The following is a 21,123-nucleotide window of genomic DNA, read 5'->3' on the forward strand; positions in this document are numbered from 1 at the left end:
CGACTTGGTCGACAACCGACAATTTAAAAGTCAGCGTGTAATCTCTCTGGCTACGTTTTTCGCCCGTGTTCATTGCACCTTCCTGATAAGAAGCCAGAAGGTGTAAACCTTATTCAGGACGAGACACCAGATGCAAAAAAGCCCCGCCAGTGATGGCGGGGCTTTTTATTGTGCGCAGTTTGCAATGCATTCCCTGTGGGACCGGGCTCCCCATTCGTTCTTTATTGGCGGACCAGGCGGTGGTTCGGCAGTTGCACGGCTTGCGTGCTGCGATACGGGTTGATATCCAGACCGCCACGGCGCACATACCGCGCATACACGGTCAGCTTCTCGGGTTTGAGCAACCGCTGCAGGTCGAGGAATATCCGCTCCACACACTGCTCATGGAAGTCCGAATGCTGGCGGAAGCTGACGATGTAATCCAGCAGGCTCGCGTGATCCAGCGCCGCACCACGGTATTCGACTGCCACACTGCCCCAATCCGGCTGGCTGGTGACCGGGCAATTGGATTTGAGCAGATGGCTGTGGACGCTCTCCTCGACGATACGCGAATCATCGCAACGCAGCAGTTCCGGACGCGGGTGTTCGTAGTTGCTGACACTGATATCGAGGTCGTCGATGCACACCCCCGGCAATGCGACGACGCCTTCGGCCTCCACCTCTTTCAGGCTGCGGATGCGCACGCCCACCGGTTTGCCGGCGGCAGCGGACAAGTCTTTGGCCAGGGTTGCCTCGAGGCTTGCCGTGTCAGCGAATGGCGTCTGGTTCAGCGAGTTGAGGTACAGCTTGAACGACTTCGACTCGATGATATTCGGCGAGTCCGCCGGAATGCTGAATTCGCCGATCGCCACCACGGGCTTGCCGGACGGCAGCAACCACGACAGCTCAAAGCAGTTCCAGAAGTCCACACCCGTGTACGGCAGGGTTTGCGCCGTCAGGCCGAGCTCGGCCCATTTTGCGGTGCGCGGGATCGGGAACAGCAGGGACGGCGTGTAGGTGGCGATGTATTCGCTGGATTTACCCAGCGGCGAGTGTTCGGCTGCAGGATGCATGGCGGAAACCTGACTGAAGAATCAGGGGATTCTATCAGTGTTCAGTGGTTTTGTTGGGGATTGGGAATTGGGAATTGGGAATTGGGTGGTTTTGGAAAGATCGCAGCCTCGTTGCACTCGACAGCTCCTACACAGCTCCTGCGCAGCGGCTACGGGGCTTCGATGGTTAGTTTGCCGACCATGCCGGCCTGGTAGTGGCCGGGGATGTTGCAGGCGAATTCCAGGCTGGTGGGTTTGGTGAAGGTCCAGGTCAGCTCGGCGGTTTTGCCAGGCTCGACCAACACGCTGTTGGGGTCATCGTGCTTCATGCCATGCCCCATGGCAGCGTGATCCATGGCCTTCATGCCGCTCGGTGTCAGCATGCCGCTTTGCTGCATCTGCAGCATGGCCTGTTGATGCTGGGCATGCATGGCTGCGTCGCCGAGGTTGAACTCGTGCAGCAACTGGCCTTTATTGACCAGGACGAAGCGGACGGTCTCCCCCGCCTTGATCTTGATGGCCCGGGGATCGAACGACATGTCACCCATGACCACTTCGATGCTGCGGGTCGCATTGGCTGCCGGGGCCGGCTGACCAAAATCGACGGATTGCGCCGGCGATGCCCACGCCGGAGCGCTCAGCGCCAGCAGGCATGCGGTCAACAGCAGGGATTTGCGCAAAAACATGGGTCTTCTCCAACAAGATAAGGTTCAGCCTGTAGAAAACTCTAAACTGACACGACTGCCCGTAACCTGACAGGCAGATTACAACTTTGTCAGGTTGGCCTGCACTCGCGCGGCCCACGGTATAAAGCCTTCGTTCCATTGACCCCGAGCTCTCCATGAAACTGTTGATCGTCGAAGACCAAGCGAAAACCGGCCAATACCTGCGCCAGGGCCTGACCGAGGCCGGGTTCAATACCGAGTTGGTGGCCGACGGCAGCACTGGTCAACAGCTGGCACTGAGCGGCGAATACGCCTTGTTGATTCTTGATGTGATGCTGCCCGGGCGCGATGGCTGGCAAATTCTGCAAGCAGTGCGCGGCGCAGGTCTCGACACGCCGGTGCTGTTTCTCACCGCCCGTGACGCCGTAGAGGACCGGGTTTATGGCCTGGAGCTGGGGGCCGACGATTACCTGGTCAAGCCCTTCGCCTTCTCCGAATTACTGGCGCGGGTGCGCAGCCTGTTACGCCGTGGCAGCGCCCCGCCCCAGGACACCAGCTTGCAACTGGCGGACCTGCGCCTGGACCTGATCCGTCGCCGGGTTGAACGCAGTGGGCAGCGCATCGACCTCACCGCCAAGGAGTTTGCCTTGCTGGAAATGCTGTTGCGCCGTCAGGGCGAGGTGTTGCCCAAGTCGCTGATCGCTTCACAGGTGTGGGACATGAATTTCGACAGCGACACCAATGTTATCGAAGTGGCGATCCGCCGGTTGCGCCTGAAGATTGACGATGACTTCCCCAACAAGCTGATCCACACCGTGCGCGGCATGGGTTACGTCCTCGAAGAGCGTTCTGCCTGATGCCTCGACTGTCCTTGAGCAGCCGCCTGGCGCTGCTGTTCGCTGCCTGTACGGCGGTGGTGTCACTGATCGCCGGCGTGCTGTTCAGCCGTGCCAGCGAGGCGCATTTCATCGAGTTGGACCAACAGTTGCTGGACGGCAAATTGATTGGTTTGCGTCGGGCGCTGCACGACATTCAATCGAGCGACAGCCAGGCCAGGCTAGCCGATGAGTTGAGCCGCCAGGCCGACCTGGCACTGCGCATCACCGGGGCTGACGGCCGGCGCTGGTACGACAGCTCGGCGCAACTGCCGGAACAACTTCCACTGACCGCGGGCTTGTCCACCACCAGCCACGCAGGCACCGACTATCGAGTGCTGAGCGCCCCGCTCTATCCGGGCCAACCCGACTCGCCGCAGTTGACCCTGCTGCTCGACATCACCCATCACCAGCACTTCCTGCAGCGCATGCAGCGCCTGATCTGGCTGACCGTCGGACTCTCGGCGCTGGCCACCGCACTGCTTGGAGCCTGGGCGGCGCGCAGTGGCTTGCGGCCGCTGCGGCGCATGAGTGAAGTGGCGCGCGGGGTGTCGGCCCAGTCGCTGAACGCCCGATTGCCCGAAGAGCAGATGCCACCCGAACTTGCGCAAATGGCCCATCACTTCAACGCCATGCTGGAACGTCTCGACGACTCATTCCAGCGACTGTCGGCTTTCTCCGCCGACATCGCCCATGAGCTGCGCACGCCGCTGTCAAACCTGCTGACCCACACTCAGGTCACCCTCACGCGCCCGCGACCGCTGGAGGATTACCGCGAGGCGCTGCACAGCAACCTTGAAGAGCTGCAATGGATGGCGCAGCTGGTCAACGACATGCTGTACCTGGCCAAGGCCGATCACGGGTTGTTGATGCCCACCCGCGAACCCCTCGACCTTGGACAGGAAGTGGATGTGCTACTGGAGTTTTTCGCTCCCCTGGCGGAAGACGCCCGGGTGACATTGAGCCGTGAAGGCACTGCCAGTATGGAGGGTGATCGCAACATGCTGCGCCGCGCGCTCTCCAATCTGCTGGACAATGCCTTGCGGTTTACCCCGGCGGAGGGTGAGGTGCGCGTGCGGATCAGCCAGCAGCCCAAGGTGTTGGGACTGGTGGTCGAGAACATGGGCGAAGGGATTGCCGCCGAGCTGCTGCCGCGCTTGTTCGACCGCTTCTACCGGGCGGACCCTGCGCGCCAGGAAGGCAGCAGTGAACATGCGGGGCTGGGATTGGCGATCACCCAGTCGATCATCAGGGCCCATGGCGGGCAGATTCGGTGTGAATCGGGGGATGGCTGGACGCGGTTTTCGATTGAGCTGCCAAAAAGAGTTTGACCCCCGCCCCGGTAGGAGCTGCCGAAGGCTGCGATCTTTTGATCCTGTTTTTTAAGAGCAAGATCAAAAGATCGCAGCCTGCGGCAGCTCCTACGAGGGAGCGGCGGAAGAGCAAGATCAAAGGATCGCAGCCTTCGGCAGCCCCTACGGGGGAGCGGCGGAAGAGCAAGATCAAAGGATCGCAGCCTTCGGCAGCCCCTACGGGGGAGCGGCGTCAGGACTTACGAATAACGTAGAGCATGCGCCGGCTCGATCTTCGCCGCTCGCCACGCAGGGTACACCGTGGCCAAAAAGCTCAACACGAACCCCGCCGAGCAGATCAACAGCACATCACCAGCCTGCAGTTCCGAAGGCAGGTTGCTGACGAAGTACACATCCGAACTGAAGATGTGCTGCCCGCTCACCCGCTCCACCCAACCCACCAGCTCGCTGACGTTCAGCGCTGCAATCACGCCCAGCACCCCGCCAATCAAGGTCCCGACGATCCCGATCACTGTGCCCTGCACCATGAAGATCGCCATGATCTGTCGTGGCGTGGCGCCGATGGTGCGCAGGATCGCGATGTCCGCGCCCTTGTCGTTCACGACCATGATCAGGGTGGCAATGATGTTGAAGGCGGCGACGGCGACGATCATCAGCAACAGCAGGCCGATCATGGTCTTTTCCATCTTCATCGCACTGAACAGGCTGCCCTGGGTGTGGGTCCAGTCATCCGCCCGGTAGGCGCTGCCGAGACTGCCGGCAATATCGCTGGAGACCTTCGGCGCCGCGTACAAGTCCTTCACCGCCAGGCGCACGCTCTGCACCTGGTTCGGCTGCCAGTGCTGCATCTGCGCGGCATCGGCCACATGGATCAGCGCCATCGAGCCGTCCAGCTCGGCGCCAACCTTGAACACGCCCACCACGTTCAGGCGCTGCATGCGCGGCGTGATGCCGCCCGGTGCCGTGCTCACTTCCGGCACGATCAGGGTGATCTTGTCGCCCACATTCAAGCGGAAACGCCGGGCCGTGATTTCACCGACCACCACGCCGAACTCACCTGGCTTGAGCGCATCCAGGCGCCCCTGGACGATATGCTTGGCGACGATCGACACCTGGCCTTCGAGCGCCGGGTCGACGCCGCTGACCTGGATCGGCTGCATCGTGCCCTTGTAGGACAGCATGCCTTCCATCTCGGTGAACGGCACGGCGGCGGTCACTTCGGGGTTTTTCATCGCGGCGGCGGCCACCGGCTGCCAGTCGTCGATCGGGTTGACACCGACGATGGTCGCGTGCGGCACCATGCCGAGGATGCGCGAGCTCATCTCACGCTGGAAGCCGTTCATCACCGACAGCACCACGATCATGGCGAGCACGCCCAGGGCGAGACCGATCATCGAGGTCATCGAGATGAAGGACACGAAGCGATTGCGACGCTTGGCGCGGGTGTAGCGCGCGCCGATGAAGATCGATAACGGTCTGAACATTCGCTGGGGCACCGTATAAAAATAAATGACCCGAGGTCGTTGCAGACCCCGGGTTTCGACCAGTCAGATAGGCGTCAGGCGGCCTTCCTGCAGATGCAGGACGCGATCCATCTGGCGGGCCAGGTTCATGTCGTGAGTCACCACCAGGAACGCCGTGCGCATCGAAGTGCTGAGTTCCAGCATCAAGTCCTGGATGCCCTGGGCGGTGTGGGAGTCGAGGTTGCCGGTGGGCTCGTCGAGCATCACCAGGCCAGGCTTGTTCACCAGGGCGCGAGCGATGGCCACACGCTGGCGTTCGCCACCGGACAGTTCGGCCGGCTTGTGCTCCAGGCGATGGCCCAGCCCTACCCGCTCCAGCAACGCCGTGGCACGCTGGCGCGCCTCGGGGATCGCAGTCTTGCCGATCAGCAGCGGCATGCAGACGTTTTCCAGCGCGGTGAATTCCGGCAGCAAGTGGTGGAACTGGTAGACGAAACCCAGCGACCGATTGCGCAACAGGCCGCGATTCTTCTCGCTCAGGGCCGACAGCTCTTCACCGTCGAGCCACACGCTGCCCTGGGTCGGCGTATCGAGGCCGCCCAACAGGTTGAGCAAGGTACTCTTGCCCGAACCCGAGGTGCCGACGATGGCGACACGCTCACCTGGGTGCAACTCCAGTTGCAGCCCCGCCAGGACCTCGACCGATTCCGGACCTTCCTCGTAGGACTTGCCCAGGTTGCGGCAGCTCAGGATTGCTTTTTCACTCATGCCCAATTCACTCATAACGTAGCGCCTCCGCAGGCTGGGTGCGCGCGGCACGCCAGGCTGGATACAGGGTGGCGAGGAAACTCAGGATCAACGCGGCGGCACAGACCATCACCACGTCCTGGCTCTGCACTTGCGACGGCAGGTAATCGATGAAGTACACATCGGCGTTCAGGAACTTGTGGCCGATCAGGCCTTCGAGGGCCGAGATCGCTGCGCTGACGTTCAGCGCGGCGAAAATCCCGACCACGGCGCCGATCAGCGTACCGAACACCCCGATCACCGTGCCCTGCACCATGAAGATCGCCATGATGGTTCGTGGCGTCGCGCCCAGGGTGCGCAGGATCGCGATATCGCCCTTCTTGTCGTTCACCACCATCACCAGGGTGGAGATGATGTTGAACGCGGCCACGGCCACAATCAGCAGCAACAGCAGACCGATCATGGCTTTTTCCATGCGAATCGCCTGGTACAGGTTGCCGTGGGTACGGGTCCAGTCACGCGCATAGTAACGGTCTTCGCCAAGTTGCTGGGCGATGTTCCACGCGGTACGCGGCGCCTGGAACAGGTCGTCGAACTTGAGGCGGATGCCCTGCACCTGATCCGGCTTCCAGCGATGCAGTTTCGCCAGGTCCTGGAGGTTGGTGACGCCCAGGTAACCGTCGATCTCACCGGCGCCGACATGGAAAATGCCGACCACGGTAAAGCGCTTCATGCGCGGGAACATCCCGGCCGGGGTCACGGTGACTTCCGGCGCGACGAAGGTCAGCTTGTCGCCGATGGCGGCACCCAGCTTGGCGGCGGCCTTGTCACCGATGACGATGCCGAAACTGCCGGGCGCCAGGTCGTCGAGTTTGCCCTGCAGCATGAACTTGTCGATGATCGACACCTGGCGCTCCAGCGCCGGGTCGATGGCATTGAGCAGCACCTTGGACACCTTGCCGTTGTTGGTCAGCAACCCCTGCATCTGGGTAAACGGCGCTACCGCCGTCACCTGCGGGTTCTGCTTGACCTTGGCCGCCAGGCTTGGCCAGTCGCTGATCGGTTCACCGGACTCGATGGTCGCGTGGGGCACCATGCCCAGCACGCGGGTGCGCATCTCATGATCGAAGCCGTTCATGACCGACAGCACCACGATCATCACGACCACGCCCAAGGCGAGCCCGATCATGGAAGTCAGGGAAATGAACGACACAAAATGATTGCGACGCTTTGCACGGGTATAACGCGTGCCAATAAATACGAAGAGAGGTCTGAACATGTCGGGGCTTGTTCGGAGGGAAAAGGAACGTCCTTGTGGCGGGGGTCGATAACCAGCTTTACACTCAGACCACCGCCGCTACCATGGGTTCGCCATGTCGACATTAGATGAAGAAGATCGCCGCGAATACTACCGTATCGAGGACACGATCGCACTGGAAATTCGGCCTTTGTCCGCTGTCGAAGCCGCGGGCCAGGAAGTGTTGCAGGATGCTTCTCCACTGTTCAATTTGCTCAGCGAATTGCACCTGAGCGAATTCGAATCGCAACACCTGTTGCGCCAGATCAGTGAGCGCGACCGCAACCTTGCGGCATTCTTGAAATCCCAGAACAAACGCATCGACCTGCTGAGCCAGGTGATCGCCATTACCGTGCTGGGGCAGATTGGCGAGCCGCAACCGGTGATCATCTCCGAAGGGGGCGTCGACTTTCAGTACCCCACGCCGATTGCCGCCGGGGCGCGCCTGTCGATCAAGCTGGTGTTGATGCCGCAAGCCCTTGGCCTGTTGCTGCGCGCCCGCGTCACCCATTGCGATCCCAAGGGCGATGGCTACGACATCGGCACCGAGTTTGAACACCCCACCGATGCCCAGCGCCAATTGCTCGCCCGCTACATTTTGCAGAAGCAGGCCCAGGAACGTCGCCTGGCCCGCGAACAAAACGACTCAGGCCTCTAAATTAAGGAAGAACCGTGACCCTCATCTACGGCCATCGCGGCGCCAAGGGCGAAGCACCGGAAAACACCCTGATCAGCTTTCAGCAATGCCTCAAGCACGGCGTGCGCCGTTGCGAACTGGACTTGCACCTGTCCAAGGACAACGAGCTGATGGTCATTCATGACCCGACTCTCAAGCGCACCACCGAACGGCGCGGCAAGGTCGTCGAACATACGGCGGCGGAGCTTAAGACCTACGACGCGCGCAAAGGCGGCCCGGGCTGGATCAAACCGTGCCCGATCCCGACCCTGGAAGAGCTGTTCGAAAAATGCGATTTCGAGCATTGGCAGCTGGAAGTCAAAAGCGCTTCGCGCACCCGCGCCGCCACCACCGTGCTGGCGATTCGCGAAATGGCCCAGCGTTTCGGCATGCTCGACAAAGTCACCATCACCTCGAGTTCACGTGAAGTGTTGAAGGCTGCACTGGATCTGGTGCCGGACGTGTCCCGCGGGCTGGTAGCCGAGTACGCCTGGCTCGACCCGTTGAAGGTCGCGCAAAGCTATGGCTGTGAGTTTCTCGCGCTGAACTGGACCCTGTGCACGCCGGAACGCCTGGAGAAGGCGCAGCGCCAGGGGCTGCATGTGTCGGTATGGACAGTCAACGAGCCCGCGCTAATGCGCAGGCTCGCCGACTTCGGCGTTGACAGCCTGATTACAGACTTTCCCGGTTTGGCCAGCGCCACGCTCGAGAATTGCTGAAATCGGTCTCCCCGGCCGGCTCAGGCCACCGGCCGGAGCCGCTCAAAAAAGCCGGTTGAGGCCATCGTAGGCCGCTACCCGATAGGCTTCGGCCATGGTCGGGTAGTTGAACGTGGTGTTGACGAAGTACTTCAGCGTGTTCAGATCGCCCGGCTGGTTCATGATCGCCTGGCCGATGTGCACGATCTCCGACGCCTGATAACCAAAGCAGTGAACGCCCAGCACTTCCAGGGTCTCGCGGTGGAACAGGATCTTCAGCATGCCTTGCGGCTCGCCGGCAATCTGCGCGCGCGCCATGCTCTTGAAGAACGCCTTGCCCACTTCGTACGGCACCTTCGCCTGGGTCAGCTCCTGCTCGTTCTTGCCGATCGAGCTGATCTCCGGGATGGTGTAGATGCCGGTTGGCACGTCATTGACGAAGCGCCAGCTGTGGTTGTCGACGATGCTGCCAGCGGCCGAACGGCCCTGGTCATGAGCGGCACTGGCCAGGCTCGGCCAACCAATCACGTCACCGGCGCCGTAGATGTTCGGCTTGCAGGTGCGGTAAGCCTCGTCCACTTCGATCTGGCCACGGCTGTTGACCTTCACGCCAATGTTTTCCAGACCCAGCTGATCGGTGTTGCCGGTACGGCCATTACACCAGAGCAAGGCGTCGGCCTTGATCTTCTTGCCGGACTTGAGGTGCAGGATCACGCCATTGTCCACGCCTTCGACGCGGTCATAGTCTTCGTTGTGGCGCACGGTGATGTTGTTGTTGCTGAAGTGGTAGCTCAGGGCCTGGGAGATTTCCGAGTCCAGGAAGCTCAGCAACTGGCCGCGGTTGTCCACCAGTTCAACCAGTACACCCAGGCCACTGAAGATCGAGGCGTACTCGCAACCGATCACGCCGGCGCCATAAACGATGAGTTTGCGCGGGGTGTGGCCGAGGCTCAGGATGGTGTCGCTATCGTAGATACGCGGGTGGTGGAAATCGATATCCGCCGGGCGATAAGGACGCGAGCCGGTGGCGATGATGATGTGCTTGGCCACCAGTTTCTCGACCACGCCGTTGGCGCAGACGACTTCGATGGTTTGCTCGTCGGCGAAGCTGCCGGTGCCGAAGAACACGTCGACGCGGTTACGGGCGTAGTAGCCGGTGCGCGAAGCGACTTGCTTGGAGATGACTTTCTCGGCGCTTTTGAGCACGTCCGGGAACGAGAACCAGCGCGGCTCACCAATGGCCCGGAACATCGGGTTGGTGTTGAACTGCATGATCTGCCGCACCGAGTGACGCAAGGCCTTGGACGGGATGGTGCCCAGGTGGGTGCAGTTACCGCCGACCTGGCGACGGCTATCGACCATCGCCACCTTGCGTCCTGCTTTGGCGGCGTTCATTGCCGCGCCTTCTCCTGCCGGGCCGGAACCCAGCACCACCACGTCGTAGTTGTAGACAGCCATGCGTACTCCTCAGAACAGGCCGCGGCGCCCTCGGCACCTGCGGCTAAATCACGCCATCTGCGGCGTGAAGGAACAATTTGGGGCCAGTGCAGAACCCGGACACAGTCTATAGAAGCGTCAACGCCGGGCACATTAACCCTTGGTCGCGTCGTAGGCTAGTTTTGCCTGCACTACAACGCCAGCGTTCATTGCTTTTTTTGGGTAGCCGCGCCACTGAGCCGCTCGAAAGCCTGATTGGTTCTTGTGACGAAACCGGTATCGGTTCGAATCACAAAAAAAGCGCCAATAGCGTATTTCTCCGCGTAGTCCCAGCCGCGTTCCGGCCCGAGAATCAGCAACAGCGTCGATAAGCCATCGGCCATCAGCGCCGAAGGATGGATCACCGTGACTGCCGCCAGGGCGTGGGAAACCGGCGCCCCGGTGCGCGCATCGAAGGTGTGGGAATAGCGCCGGCCATCCTGCTGGAAGTAATGACGGTAGTCGCCCGAGGTGGACACCGCGTAGTGATCGACCGCGATGATTTTCTCCGCGACCTGGCGGTCATCCCGGGGCTCCTCCAGGGCGATGCGCCACGGACTACCGTCGAGTTTGCGGCCGGCCGCCTTGAGTTCACCGGTGGCTTCGGCGAGGTAATCGTGGATGCCCATGGCCTCGAGTCGGGCAGCGATGGTGTCGACCGCGTAACCGGCGGCGATGCTGTTGAAATCGACTTCCACTGCAGCGTCCTTGCACAGTTGTTCGCCTTCGATGCGCAAATGCCGGTAACCCACTCGCTGACGCACCTGGGTCAGTGCTTCGGCGCTCGGGACGACTTCCTGGCGCGATTGCGGACCAAATCCCCAGAGGTTGAGCAGCGGCTCGACCGTCAGGTCGTAGGCGCCTTCGCTCTGCTGTGACAGCTGCTGGCCGACCCGGACCAGTTCGAGGACAGGCGCGGGCATGTCCTGACAGTGGTCGGCAGGCAGATGGTTGAAGCGCTCGATGTCGGAGTCGCTGCGGTAGGTCGACATTTGCCGGTCGATGCGGTCGAGGATTGTTTCCACCTGCGCCTGCACCTCAGCGGGTGCGGGCAGGCCGGCGCGGTGCACATACTTGATTGAATAGGAGCTGCCCATGGTGGGCCCCCCGAAGCTTTCCATGGAGTCACCGTTGCCGCAGCCGGACACAACCACGGCCAGCACCACAAGCCCACCCCACCGTCCAGTTAACAAATCTTCATCTCCCCGCAAAACCGCGCCGGCCATTATGGACCTCAGAGCGCAGAGGAGCGAGGGCTGCCGGCGCCCGTCAGGCAAACGCAAAACCTGCGGGAGCGAGGCTGCTCGCGACAGGGGTGCGTCAGCCAACAGCCATGCGGATTGACCCCACGCCATCGCGAGCAGGCCCGCGCCCACAGGCGCCGTGTTTTCAAACAAGATTTACCAGCGTGAGTACCTACACATGTCTACCCCCACGAGCAAAGGCAAAGCGATCTTTCGCGTTGTCAGCGGCAACTTCCTCGAAATGTTTGACTTCATGGTCTACGGCTTCTACGCCACTGCCATTGCCAAAACCTTCTTCCCCGCTGACAGCGCGTTCGCGTCCCTGATGCTGTCGCTGGCGACCTTCGGCGCCGGCTTCCTGATGCGGCCGCTGGGGGCAATCTTTCTCGGCGCCTACATCGACCGTCACGGGCGCCGCAAAGGCCTGATCATTACCCTGGTGATGATGGCTGCCGGCACCGTATTGATAGCCTGCGTCCCGGGATACGCCACCCTGGGTGTCGCGGCACCGCTGCTCGTGCTGTTCGGCCGCCTGCTGCAAGGTTTCTCGGCAGGCGTCGAGCTTGGCGGGGTGTCGGTGTACCTGGCCGAAATATCCACTGCGGGCCGTAAAGGCTTTTTTGTCAGCTGGCAGTCCGCCAGCCAGCAAGCGGCGGTGGTCTTCGCCGGTTTGCTGGGCGTGGCCTTGAACCACTGGCTCAGCCCGCAGGAAATGGGCGAATGGGGCTGGCGCGTGCCGTTCCTGGTCGGCTGTTTGATTGTGCCGGTAATCTTCGTGATTCGTCGTTCACTGGAAGAAACACCGGAGTTCCAGGCACGCAAACATCGCCCGACCTTGCGCGAGGTGGTCCGCTCGATCGGGCAGAACTTCGGCATCGTCATCGCCGGCATGGCCCTGGTGGTCATGACCACCGTGTCGTTCTACCTGATCACCGCCTACACGCCGACCTTCGGCAAGGCCGAACTGCACTTGTCCGACCTGGATGCCTTGCTGGTGACGGTGTGCATCGGCCTGTCGAATTTCTTCTGGTTACCGGTCATGGGCGCATTTTCCGACAAGGTCGGGCGCAAACCCCTGCTGCTGGCGGCGACGCTTCTGGCGATTCTCACCGCCTACCCTGCCCTGTCCTGGCTGGTGGCCAATCCGAGCTTCAGTCACTTGCTGATCGTCGAGTTGTGGCTGTCGTTCCTGTACGGCTCGTACAACGGTGCCATGGTCGTGGCGCTGACCGAGATCATGCCGGTGGAAGTGCGCACCACCGGTTTTTCCCTGGCCTACAGCCTGGCGACCGCTACCTTCGGCGGGTTTACTCCGGCAGCCTGTACCTATTTGATTCATGTGCTGGATAACAAGGCCGCACCGGGGATCTGGCTGACGGGCGCAGCGGTACTGGGGTTGATTGCGACCCTGGTGTTGTTCCGCGGCAATCGCCATGAGTTGCGCACCGCGCAGGCGTCTGTGGTCGGCGGCGCCTGATCGATCGCCATCATCACCGCCCTGCCACCTTCAAGGAGCCACCCCAGCCCCCACCCAACGCCTTGTACAAGGTCACCTGGTTAATCTCCCGGGCCAACTCCAGCTGGGCCCACTTCTGCTGCGCGTCAAACAGCGAACGCTGTGCATCCATGGTTGAAAAATAGCTGTCCAGCCCAGCCTCAAAGCGCAGGCGGGACTGGCGGTAAGCCTCCTGATAATCCCCCACCAGTTTCTTCTGGAACTGCACCTGGGTCAGCATCTCCTGACGCGCATTCAAGGCATCGGCCGCTTCCCGAAAAGCGTTCTGCACTGTGGCCTCGTACGCCGCCGTTTGCCCGTCAAACCGCGCATGGCTGGCGTCCACTTGCGCACGACGGGCACCCCCATCGATCAATGGCAACGACCCTGCCAGCGCCACGGTCCAGAACTCCGCCGGGCCGGTGAGCAGGCGCGAGAAGTCCCCGGTCAGGCTGCCCAGGGCCGAGGTCAGGGAAAAGGTCGGGAAGTAAGCGCTACGAGCGGCACCAATGTCGGCATTGGCAGCGCGCAGCTGGGCCTCGGCAGACATGATATCGGGGCGGCGTTCGACCAATGACGCCGGCAAACCGGCCGGCACGTCCAGCGTGGCCAACTGCTCACCGAGCACGCCCGTGGGCAGCAAACCCGGCGGCACCGGCTGCCCCACCAGCACCCGCAGCGCATTGCTGTTCTGCGCCACTTGCATCCGGTAAGTGTTGACCTGCACGGCCGCCGTGTTGGTCTGCGCATCGGCCTGGTGCACGTCGATCCGGGCGCTGGAACCGAGGTTGAAACTCTTGCGCAGCAACTGCCCGTAGCGGTCCTGGGACTGATAAGTATTCTGCGCCAGGTCAAGCAGGTGCTTATTGGCCTTGAGCGTCAACCAGGTGCTGGCCACTTCGCCGATCAGCGCCAGGCGTGCGGCCTGGTAATCGCCCTCAGACGCTTCGAACCGGGCACCGGCGGCATTGCGCTGGCTGCGAATGCGACCGAACAGGTCCAGCTCGTAGGACGTGAAACCACCGGTGGCCTGGAAGGTGTTGGCAATACTGCCGGCACTGTCTCCGCCATTGGGCGTGCGCACCAGCGGCGGCAACTTGCTGCGTCCGGCATAGGTGTCTATGCCGATGGTAGGAAACAGCCCGGACTGCGCACTGGCATAACCCGCCCGCGCCTCTTCGACACTGGCCGCGAACTGGCGCAGGCTGCGGTTGTTGGCCAGCGCCAGGTCGATCAGCTGGCGCAGGCGGTCATCGACCACAAAGCCGCGCCAGTCCTTGTCGAACGCCTGCTTGCCCGCGCAGCATTCGCCGGCCGTGTTGGCCGGCCATTGCTGGTCGATCGGTGCATCGGGTTTCTCGTAGGTCGGCTCCAGCGAACAACCACCCAGCAGAAGCAATGACATAAAGCATGAGGTCGATAAGCAACTGTTCATGGCGCGCACCTAAAATCGTTGGCCGAGCAGAGCTCGCAAGGGTGAAAGCAGCAAAGACCAAAGGCCTGACCGACTGACGCTGACATGCGGCAAAGGCTGTCTACGCGAACGTACACTGACCGGTCGCCAGCGACGTAGCGGGGTGTAGGACGACGCCCTGGCCGGCGCAGGCAAATGCGGCGCCGCTGATTTTTCGCCAAGCAATGCACGCCGTAACAAGGTGCCGAACGCCAGCCCCGGCTCCGCCTTGCTGACGACATTGATCGTTGCATCGCTGAACAACCGCGCGATCAACCGTCGCCGCAGCGCTTCATCAAGCTCGGCAAACCTCAGGCCCAGTTGATTGTCTCCATGGTTGCGCATGACCTCGACATCGAGCCAACCCAGTTTGTCGACCCACATCTGCCCGCACAGCCCCGGCTTGATCGACGACGCGAACGCGCACTCGAACGACGCGCCGCTGAGGGAGATATCCACCAGGCGCCCGGCGAGCACCTTGCCGCCAAACCGAAACCCCGTGGGCTTGTTGAACGGAAAACGCTCTTCACCGTGCAAGCGCGGACGATCCACACAGGCGACCAGCGTTGCCAGGTTGTAGACCAGCGCGACCACAGTCCAACACAGGTTGAACAGCATGTTGCCGTCGAACGAGGCGGCAGTGCTGATCACGATATAGGCGCCAATCTGCGAGAACAGCGTCAAGGCAAAAAAGAACCCGAACAGCTTCCAGTGCACCATGGTTTTGGTGCGATCCAGGCCTTTGGCGGTCACTTTGAACGGGCGTCCGAAAGGCCGGATCATCGCGCTGGCGATGGTGGCGGTGACGGCCAGGGAGGCAACGATCTGTGTGACCTCAGTGAAAATCGGCAAGGTGCGCCGGTCCGTGACCCAGGTGCCGTAGCCCCAGAACGCGATCAGCGCCGGCATGCCAAACGCGAGGAAATCCATCGGCGTGGCGTAGAAACCGGCAATGCCGAAATACCAGTACAGCACCGGCGACACCAGCATCATCAGGATGAAGGGTTTGGAAAACCAGTGCATAAGCCCATGGATGTAGTGCAGGCGGTCGTTGAGCGTATAGCCGCTGCCGCGCAACGGTCCATCCTTGAGCAGCGCCACCTGGATGGTGCCCAGGCACCAGCGCCCGCGCTGGTTGATGTACTCGGTCAGGCCTTCGGCCGACAAGCCGATTGACAGGCGCTCATTCAACCAGCGGGTGACATAGCCTTTCTGCAGCAGCCGGTAGGTGGTGTAGATGTCTTCGCAGACCGAGCCTGTAGGAAAACCGCCCATCTCGTTGATCAAATCGCGCCGCACCACGAAGGACGTACCGACGCAAAATGCCGCATCCCAGCCATCCTTCGCCGGCTGAAACACGTCGAAGAACACCCTTTGCTCATCGACCCAGCACGCCGAAGTGCCCAGGTTGTGCTGGATCGGGTCGGGGTTGTAGTAGAACTGCGGCGTCTGCACCAGGCCGACTTTCGGGTCGTCGAACAAGCCCAGGGTGCGCAACAGGATCGGCTGCTGCGGCGCGAAATCAGCATCCAGCACCAGTATGTACGGCGCGTTGCTGCCGGCCGCCGACTGGCGCAAGCCATTGTTCAGGTTGCCGGCCTTGGCGTGGGAGTTATCAGGGCGGCGCGCGTACTGCACGCCGACCTCGGCACAGTAATCACGCAACCAGTCCCGGCGCGTATCGTCGAGCACCCAGATGGTGAAATTCGGGTAGTCGATGGCCTGGGCGGCAATAATGGTTTTTTCCAGGATTTCCAGGCCTTCGTTGTACGTGGCGATGAAGATATCGACCGCTGGCGCACTCACGCCCTGGGCGCGCAAGCGTCGCTCGCCCGCGTCCGCGTCCTTGCTGTGATCCGAGCGACAGAGCATGACGACGATGGAAAACAGCGTGTAACCGATCGCCAGCATTTCGAAGAACAAAAAGGTGTAGGCCCAGACCGTGGCAAACCCGGAATGGCCGTCCGGCAAGGTGTCGCGAATCCGCCAGGCCGCGTAGTTGAGCAACAGCAACGCGGTCACGGCGCCGAATCCGGCGCGCGCAGCCCATTGGTCCCGATGAGTCAGGCAGGTGAATAGAATCACCAGTGCCAGGGTCCAGAAGTTGATTTGCATCAGTTGCAACGAGTCCAGTGCCTGCATGTCAGTCAGCCTCTAGCGAACCGGTAAAGGGATTGACGCCGGTGGCCGCAATCGCCGCCCACGCCGTGGCGCCCAGGTGAGGCAGGTGGTAATAGAAAAAATCGTTGGTCACCGAGTCCGGGCCTATGGCCAGCCCGGTACTGATGCGCGGTGCCGGGGTCGCGTACAGCCAGCCATTGCCGGCTTCCTGGGCCAGCAAAACACTCCAAAGCGGCTGCGCCTTGTCACTCAGGCCGTTTAACTGCGCGACCGCTGCGGCTTGCGCGGTGCCTTCGGTCCACAAACCATCGGGATCGCGATTGAAGCCGTAGCCGTCACCGGACCGGTGCGCGCGATCGACAAAAGCGAACACCCGACGCCAATCCCCGGGCGGGTCGTGCAAGGCAATCAGTGGCCAGATTTGCGCATCCAGCCCGGAGCGCACGCGGTCCGACGTCTGGCCATCCGCACCGGTGCCGATCAGGAAGCGCCCTTCCGTGGCGTCCCACTGGCTGGCGACAAACTGCCGGGCGATCTGCGCCTGCCGCGCCGTGCCCTGATCCGGAGCCAGCGCATTGAGTGCCGACCACGCAGCCGCCAGGTCGACGTTATGCTCGGTGGACTTCCAGTTCTGCTGGATCTGCTGATCGAAGTACCCGTAGTAGCCCCCACTGAAGCCGGCCGGTGCCTGGGCGTCGTAGGTTTTGTCCTGCGACCAGCGCAGGACTTTTCTTGCCGCTTCCAGGTAGGCGCCCTCGCCGCTTTGGCGAAAAGCCTCAAGCAACGCCAGCGCCGCCCAGGCCTGGTTCCCGGTGGCACTGCTGACTTGATAGGCGTCCTGGTTCCAGGCGTTGCGTTCGGTGCTCCAGTAGCCGGGCAGCTTCATCGGCGGCGCACCCACGGGGCCAGCAGCGTAGGCGTTGCGCAAACGGCCATCGTGATATTCGGGATCGTGGTTCGTTGCAAAGACCAGAGCATCGGCGATGCGTCGCGCCGACCCGGCCTTGCCGCAGGCGAACAAGGCAATGCTCGCCAGGGCGTTATCGTAAGTGAACGCCACCCCGCGCAACGCCAGGATCGGCGCCGGCTGACCATTTAGCGCCGGGTAACTGGCCACCAGCACAGGGCCCGCCGGCTGCGTCGCCACCGCGCGATCGAGTGCGGCGCAGGTCATTGTCGCCAGTTGAGGCCTGGCGGCTGCCGCCAATGAGGACGCGCCAGAGCCCATGAGTATCACGCTGACCACCCCGCGCAAGAGGCCGTTCATGGTCGTGACACTTCGGCACTGGCCCATAGCCCGGGGTTGCAAGTCATGGCGCGCTGGCTATCGGTGAGGTCGGCGGCAAAGGTACCGACCACATACACCGAGTTCTGCTCGGCGTAGGGGAACGGCACGCTGTAGGAGTTGGCGCGAATGTCCGAAGCGCTGGATAACAACTGCACCACGCTGGCCTTGAGCGGCTCGGCAAGGCCGCGGATTTTCACGGTCAACACACTGTCACGATCGATCTTGCTGGCCATGCGCTCCGGGAACACCGCAATCACATAGCTCTGCCCGCAATCGGTGGCGCGCAGCAAGGTCGAACCGGCCTGCACCAGCGTGCCTTGGGGCGCCAGGAGCTCCTGGACAGTACCCGGCGAATAGGCCACGACATCGTACCCGGCCATCAGCTTGACCCGGCTCTGCTCGGCATCGATCAAACGGTTGAGGTTGTCGAGCTCCTGTTGATAGGTCGCCCGATTGCGCGCCTGATTTTCCAGGCTGAGCTTGAGCGTGGTCATTTGCGCCGTCAGGTCGAACATGCGCAGTTGATCCGGGTCGAGGTACACCTGCTTATTGGCCGCACTGACGTCGCCGTAGTTGATCCGTAACTGCGAGCGAACGGACTCGGCCGCACCTTGCAAAGAGGCCAGCTGCGCTTTCGACGAGGCCACCACCGCGCCACTCACCGCCCCTTGCACGAACAACTCCAGGTTGCGCTCGACCGTTTCCTGGGCGTCCATCAACCGCGCACTGGCGGCACTGTTTTCGGCCCGCAGCGCCCTTTGGGTAAAGAGTTGCCGGGTATGAAAAGCGGTCTGGTACTGCTGGCTGGTTTTTTCCAGTGCCTCGTAATACTGCTGATCATGTTCGGCCTGGCTGGCCGAGGAAGATATCTGCTGTTCCAGAGTGAGGCGGCGCGTTTGCAGGGTCAGCAAGGTTTCCTGATTCGCCCGGGGGTTTTCCACTACGGCGATTTTCTGGCCCTGGGCAAAGGTCGCACCGGGTTTGACGTCCAACGCACTGACCACGCCATCAATGGGCGTGGTGAGCAGGATCACCGGAGCATTCAAAATCGCCCGGGTGGCAGAGGCCGACACCAGAGGCATCAGCAGTGTCGACAGCAGTAACCAGACGACAAACCCCAGGACTCCCAACCCCACCAAGCGCGGTAACAGCGACAACAACTTCGATCGTTCTTCCGCCATGTTCGACTCTCCCGATAGACCAACCGCGTAAAAGCCAGGCAATAACATGCCGTGACCGCAAAACACTTTCGGCAGGGTGAGCAATACGAAACAGGGCGCTGCACGGCAACTAAGCCGGAACAGTTTTCATTAGATTTATTGTGATGTGAGCAGGAATGAGATCCCTGTCTTTTTGGAGAGTTGTAACGCGACGCTGAAGCAGCAAAACCGACGAAGCCCGAGGCAGAGCGGGCCGTCACAGGCGACACTAGTTTCAGTGAGTGACAGTGTCAAGTATTTGGACGGAACAATTAAATGGCGCCAATTCGCCAACGCATTTTAAGTTGGATCCACTAAACCCACCCGCACCTCAAACAATCGGCAACTGCTTATTTTTGCTGGAAGTTTATGCCTGCAACTTTCGAGGCAACAAACTGGATAACGCTTAACTCCTGGGAAAAAAGTCTAAAAAGTTATAAGCAAGATACAAACAAAAACGCCCCGACCAAGGGCCGGGGCATTTTTAGTTACTTGTGAAGCTTAGCGCGGGAATGCTGGCGGGTTTACACCGGCCATGTCTTCCATCACGCGAACCACCTGGCAGCTGTAACCGAATTCGTTGTCGTACCAAACGTACAGTACAACGCGGTTATCCTGGGTGATGGTCGCTTCAGCGTCCACTACGCCTGCGTGGCGCGAGCCAACGAAGTCGGTGGAAACCACTTCCTGCGAGTTGACATAGTCGATTTGCTTATGCAGATCCGAGTGCATGGCCATCTGGCGCAGGTACTCGTTGATCTCTTCGCGGGTGGTGGCTTTCTCAAGGTTCAGGTTGAGAATGGCCATCGACACGTTAGGCGTCGGAACGCGGATCGCGTTACCGGTCAGCTTGCCGGCCAGCTCAGGCAGGGCCTTGGCAGCAGCGGTAGCGGCACCGGTCTCGGTGATAACCATGTTCAGCGCAGCACTACGGCCACGGCGATCGCCTTTGTGGAAGTTGTCGATCAGGTTCTGGTCGTTGGTGTACGAGTGAACTGTTTCAACGTGACCATTAACGATGCCGAACTTGTCGTTCACAGCCTTGAGCACCGGCACGATGGCGTTGGTGGTGCACGAAGCGGCAGAAACGATCTTGTCGTCAGCAGTGATATCGCCGTGGTTGATGCCGTGCACGATGTTCTTCAGCTTGCCTTTGCCAGGCGCGGTCAGAACAACGCGGTCGACACCCGGGCACGCCAGGTGTTGGCCAAGGCCATCGGCGTCACGCCATACACCGGTGTTGTCCACCAGCAGCGCGTCTTTGATGCCGTACTGGGTGTAGTCCACCTCAGTCGGGTTTTTCGCGTAGATAACCTGGATCAGGTTGCCGTTGGCGGTAATGGTGTTGTTGGCTTCATCAATGGTGATGGTGCCATCGAACGGACCATGAACCGAGTCACGACGCAGCAGGCTTGCGCGCTTGACCAAGTCGTTCTCGGCGCCCTTGCGGACCACGATGGCGCGCAGGCGCAGGCCGTCGCCACCACCGGTTTTCTCGATCAAGATGCGCGCCAGCAGGCGGCCGATACGACCGAAACCGTACAGGACAACGTCGGTGCCCTTGCGAGCGGCGGCGTTCTGCTGACCAACGACGTCAGCCAGTTCTTCACGGACGAACTGCTCGGCAGTACGGCCATTGCCTTCGGTCTTGAACTTGACCGCAAGCTTGCCCAGGTCTACCGAAGCGGCGCCGAGCTTGAGCTCGCTCATCGCCTTGAGCAGAGGGAATGTTTCGTGGACGGACAATTCGCTGTCATCGGACTGGCGATGACGAGCAAAGCGGTGGGCTTTGAGAATCGCAATGACTGAACGATTGATCAGGCTGCGGCCATAGATCGAGCTCACCACGTTGTTATTGCGGTAGAGCTGACCGATAAGCGGAATCATCGCTTCTGCGAGTGCTTCACGGTCGATCCATTCACCAAGACACTGGTCGGGCTTCTGAGTCACGGGAACCTTCCACATGTAGGGGCAGAAAAAAGGGGCTACATTATGCCGCCGAGTGCCTCTTGTAGCAATGCGCGCTTGTCGTACCATCCGTAACAAAATTCCGTCAGAAAAAAATACGCCTCGCTGCAGCCC

Annotated in this window: 17 protein-coding genes; 5 read left to right on the forward strand and 12 right to left on the reverse strand. The window is 61.3% G+C overall.

All coding sequences use genetic code 11. The annotated features are described in order from the left end of the window. Window positions 1–221: 221 nt before the first annotated feature. Together queF and copI are read right to left on the reverse strand one after the other, a co-directional pair. Window positions 222–1,052 carry an NADPH-dependent 7-cyano-7-deazaguanine reductase QueF gene (gene queF, locus IMW75_RS22285; RefSeq protein ID WP_205893790.1) on the reverse strand — a complete coding sequence of 277 codons (831 nt, stop codon included), beginning with the start codon at window positions 1,050–1,052 and terminating at the stop codon, window positions 222–224. A 149-nt stretch (window positions 1,053–1,201) separates the two neighbouring features. Next, window positions 1,202–1,717 carry a copper-resistant cuproprotein CopI gene (copI, locus tag IMW75_RS22290; protein ID WP_205893791.1) on the reverse strand — a complete coding sequence of 172 codons (516 nt, stop codon included), beginning with the start codon at window positions 1,715–1,717 and terminating at the stop codon, window positions 1,202–1,204. 155 nt (window positions 1,718–1,872) lie between these two features. Between copI and IMW75_RS22295 the strand changes: the two genes are divergently transcribed. Both IMW75_RS22295 and IMW75_RS22300 read left to right on the forward strand, forming a co-directional pair. After that, window positions 1,873–2,553, forward strand: a complete 681-nt coding sequence (locus tag IMW75_RS22295) for a heavy metal response regulator transcription factor (RefSeq protein WP_205893792.1) — start codon at window positions 1,873–1,875, stop codon at window positions 2,551–2,553. Continuing rightward, window positions 2,553–3,902, forward strand: a complete 1,350-nt coding sequence (locus IMW75_RS22300) for a heavy metal sensor histidine kinase (RefSeq protein WP_205893793.1) — start codon at window positions 2,553–2,555, stop codon at window positions 3,900–3,902. Before IMW75_RS22295 ends, IMW75_RS22300 begins: the two co-directional genes overlap by 1 nt. A 221-nt stretch (window positions 3,903–4,123) precedes the next feature. Here IMW75_RS22300 and IMW75_RS22305 read toward each other — a convergent pair whose 3' ends face one another. The 3 genes from IMW75_RS22305 to IMW75_RS22315 all read right to left on the reverse strand — a co-directional run bounded on the left by IMW75_RS22305 (window position 4,124) and on the right by IMW75_RS22315 (window position 7,373). Further along, a complete protein-coding gene (locus IMW75_RS22305; RefSeq protein WP_045062469.1) occupies window positions 4,124–5,368 on the reverse strand; it encodes a lipoprotein-releasing ABC transporter permease subunit in 1,245 nt (414 codons plus the stop codon). A gap of 63 nt (window positions 5,369–5,431) precedes the next feature. Beyond that, window positions 5,432–6,115, reverse strand: a complete 684-nt coding sequence (lolD, locus tag IMW75_RS22310) for a lipoprotein-releasing ABC transporter ATP-binding protein LolD (RefSeq protein ID WP_163019364.1) — start codon at window positions 6,113–6,115, stop codon at window positions 5,432–5,434. Between the two features lie 7 nt (window positions 6,116–6,122). Beyond that, complete coding sequence (locus tag IMW75_RS22315; protein WP_045062466.1) at window positions 6,123–7,373, reverse strand: lipoprotein-releasing ABC transporter permease subunit; 1,251 nt, start codon at window positions 7,371–7,373, stop codon at window positions 6,123–6,125. A gap of 94 nt (window positions 7,374–7,467) precedes the next feature. Between IMW75_RS22315 and IMW75_RS22320 the strand changes: the two genes are divergently transcribed. Both IMW75_RS22320 and IMW75_RS22325 read left to right on the forward strand, forming a co-directional pair. Next, window positions 7,468–8,049, forward strand: a complete 582-nt coding sequence (locus IMW75_RS22320) for a PilZ domain-containing protein (RefSeq protein ID WP_045062464.1) — start codon at window positions 7,468–7,470, stop codon at window positions 8,047–8,049. A 14-nt stretch (window positions 8,050–8,063) separates the two neighbouring features. Beyond that, window positions 8,064–8,786: a glycerophosphodiester phosphodiesterase gene (locus IMW75_RS22325; protein ID WP_045062462.1), complete on the forward strand. Its 723-nt coding sequence runs from the start codon at window positions 8,064–8,066 to the stop codon at window positions 8,784–8,786. Window positions 8,787–8,828: 42 nt separating this feature from the next. On the opposite strand, the gene sthA is transcribed toward IMW75_RS22325, so the two are convergent. Both sthA and IMW75_RS22335 read right to left on the reverse strand, forming a co-directional pair. Then, window positions 8,829–10,223 carry a Si-specific NAD(P)(+) transhydrogenase gene (sthA, locus tag IMW75_RS22330; RefSeq protein WP_045062459.1) on the reverse strand — a complete coding sequence of 465 codons (1,395 nt, stop codon included), beginning with the start codon at window positions 10,221–10,223 and terminating at the stop codon, window positions 8,829–8,831. Window positions 10,224–10,408: 185 nt separating this feature from the next. Further along, window positions 10,409–11,467 carry an FAD:protein FMN transferase gene (locus tag IMW75_RS22335; protein ID WP_205893794.1) on the reverse strand — a complete coding sequence of 353 codons (1,059 nt, stop codon included), beginning with the start codon at window positions 11,465–11,467 and terminating at the stop codon, window positions 10,409–10,411. Between the two features lie 196 nt (window positions 11,468–11,663). On the opposite strand from IMW75_RS22335, the gene tcuC reads away from it, so the two are divergent. Continuing rightward, window positions 11,664–12,962 (forward strand): MFS transporter, encoded by a 1,299-nt coding sequence (tcuC, locus tag IMW75_RS22340; protein WP_045062457.1) that lies wholly within the window; start codon window positions 11,664–11,666, stop codon window positions 12,960–12,962. A 13-nt stretch (window positions 12,963–12,975) separates the two neighbouring features. On the opposite strand, the gene IMW75_RS22345 is transcribed toward tcuC, so the two are convergent. The 5 genes from IMW75_RS22345 to IMW75_RS22365 all read right to left on the reverse strand — a co-directional run bounded on the left by IMW75_RS22345 (window position 12,976) and on the right by IMW75_RS22365 (window position 21,006). Next, window positions 12,976–14,385, reverse strand: coding sequence for an efflux transporter outer membrane subunit (locus IMW75_RS22345; protein ID WP_237142313.1), 1,410 nt, complete (start codon window positions 14,383–14,385; stop codon window positions 12,976–12,978). A 39-nt stretch (window positions 14,386–14,424) separates the two neighbouring features. After that, entirely contained in the window at window positions 14,425–16,575 is a 2,151-nt protein-coding gene (locus tag IMW75_RS22350; RefSeq protein WP_205893796.1) for a glycosyltransferase family 2 protein, read from the reverse strand. A gap of 1 nt (window position 16,576) precedes the next feature. Continuing rightward, on the reverse strand, window positions 16,577–17,821 hold the full coding sequence (locus IMW75_RS22355) for a hypothetical protein (RefSeq protein ID WP_205893797.1): 1,245 nt from the start codon (window positions 17,819–17,821) through the stop codon (window positions 16,577–16,579). Continuing rightward, the gene (locus IMW75_RS22360; protein WP_205893798.1) at window positions 17,818–19,023 is read right to left on the reverse strand and encodes an HlyD family secretion protein; all 1,206 of its coding nucleotides are present in this window, start codon (window positions 19,021–19,023) and stop codon (window positions 17,818–17,820) included. The genes IMW75_RS22355 and IMW75_RS22360 overlap by 4 nt, the downstream gene beginning before the upstream one ends. Window positions 19,024–19,542: 519 nt before the next feature. After that, window positions 19,543–21,006, reverse strand: a complete 1,464-nt coding sequence (locus IMW75_RS22365; protein WP_045062443.1) for a glyceraldehyde-3-phosphate dehydrogenase — start codon at window positions 21,004–21,006, stop codon at window positions 19,543–19,545. Between the last annotated feature and the right edge of the window lie 117 nt (window positions 21,007–21,123).

Origin of the sequence: Pseudomonas gregormendelii, assembly GCF_017114825.1 — a bacterium.
GTDB classification, from domain to species: Bacteria; Pseudomonadota; Gammaproteobacteria; order Pseudomonadales; family Pseudomonadaceae; genus Aquipseudomonas; species Aquipseudomonas gregormendelii.

Excerpts from the sequence above, each read along its gene's own strand:
- queF (WP_205893790.1), bottom strand. The coding sequence starts at position 1,052 with ATGCATCCTGCAGCCGAACACTCGCCGCTGGGTAAATCCAGCGAATAC.
- copI (WP_205893791.1), bottom strand. The coding sequence starts at position 1,717 with ATGTTTTTGCGCAAATCCCTGCTGTTGACCGCATGCCTGCTGGCGCTG.
- IMW75_RS22295 (WP_205893792.1), top strand. The coding sequence starts at position 1,873 with ATGAAACTGTTGATCGTCGAAGACCAAGCGAAAACCGGCCAATACCTG.
- IMW75_RS22300 (WP_205893793.1), top strand. The coding sequence starts at position 2,553 with ATGCCTCGACTGTCCTTGAGCAGCCGCCTGGCGCTGCTGTTCGCTGCC.
- IMW75_RS22305 (WP_045062469.1), bottom strand. The coding sequence starts at position 5,368 with ATGTTCAGACCGTTATCGATCTTCATCGGCGCGCGCTACACCCGCGCC.
- lolD (WP_163019364.1), bottom strand. The coding sequence starts at position 6,115 with ATGAGTGAAAAAGCAATCCTGAGCTGCCGCAACCTGGGCAAGTCCTAC.
- IMW75_RS22315 (WP_045062466.1), bottom strand. The coding sequence starts at position 7,373 with ATGTTCAGACCTCTCTTCGTATTTATTGGCACGCGTTATACCCGTGCA.
- IMW75_RS22320 (WP_045062464.1), top strand. The coding sequence starts at position 7,468 with ATGTCGACATTAGATGAAGAAGATCGCCGCGAATACTACCGTATCGAG.
- sthA (WP_045062459.1), bottom strand. The coding sequence starts at position 10,223 with ATGGCTGTCTACAACTACGACGTGGTGGTGCTGGGTTCCGGCCCGGCA.
- IMW75_RS22335 (WP_205893794.1), bottom strand. The coding sequence starts at position 11,467 with ATGGCCGGCGCGGTTTTGCGGGGAGATGAAGATTTGTTAACTGGACGG.
- tcuC (WP_045062457.1), top strand. The coding sequence starts at position 11,664 with ATGTCTACCCCCACGAGCAAAGGCAAAGCGATCTTTCGCGTTGTCAGC.
- IMW75_RS22345 (WP_237142313.1), bottom strand. The coding sequence starts at position 14,385 with ATGTCATTGCTTCTGCTGGGTGGTTGTTCGCTGGAGCCGACCTACGAG.
- IMW75_RS22350 (WP_205893796.1), bottom strand. The coding sequence starts at position 16,575 with ATGCAGGCACTGGACTCGTTGCAACTGATGCAAATCAACTTCTGGACC.
- IMW75_RS22355 (WP_205893797.1), bottom strand. The coding sequence starts at position 17,821 with ATGAACGGCCTCTTGCGCGGGGTGGTCAGCGTGATACTCATGGGCTCT.
- IMW75_RS22360 (WP_205893798.1), bottom strand. The coding sequence starts at position 19,023 with ATGGCGGAAGAACGATCGAAGTTGTTGTCGCTGTTACCGCGCTTGGTG.
- IMW75_RS22365 (WP_045062443.1), bottom strand. The coding sequence starts at position 21,006 with ATGTGGAAGGTTCCCGTGACTCAGAAGCCCGACCAGTGTCTTGGTGAA.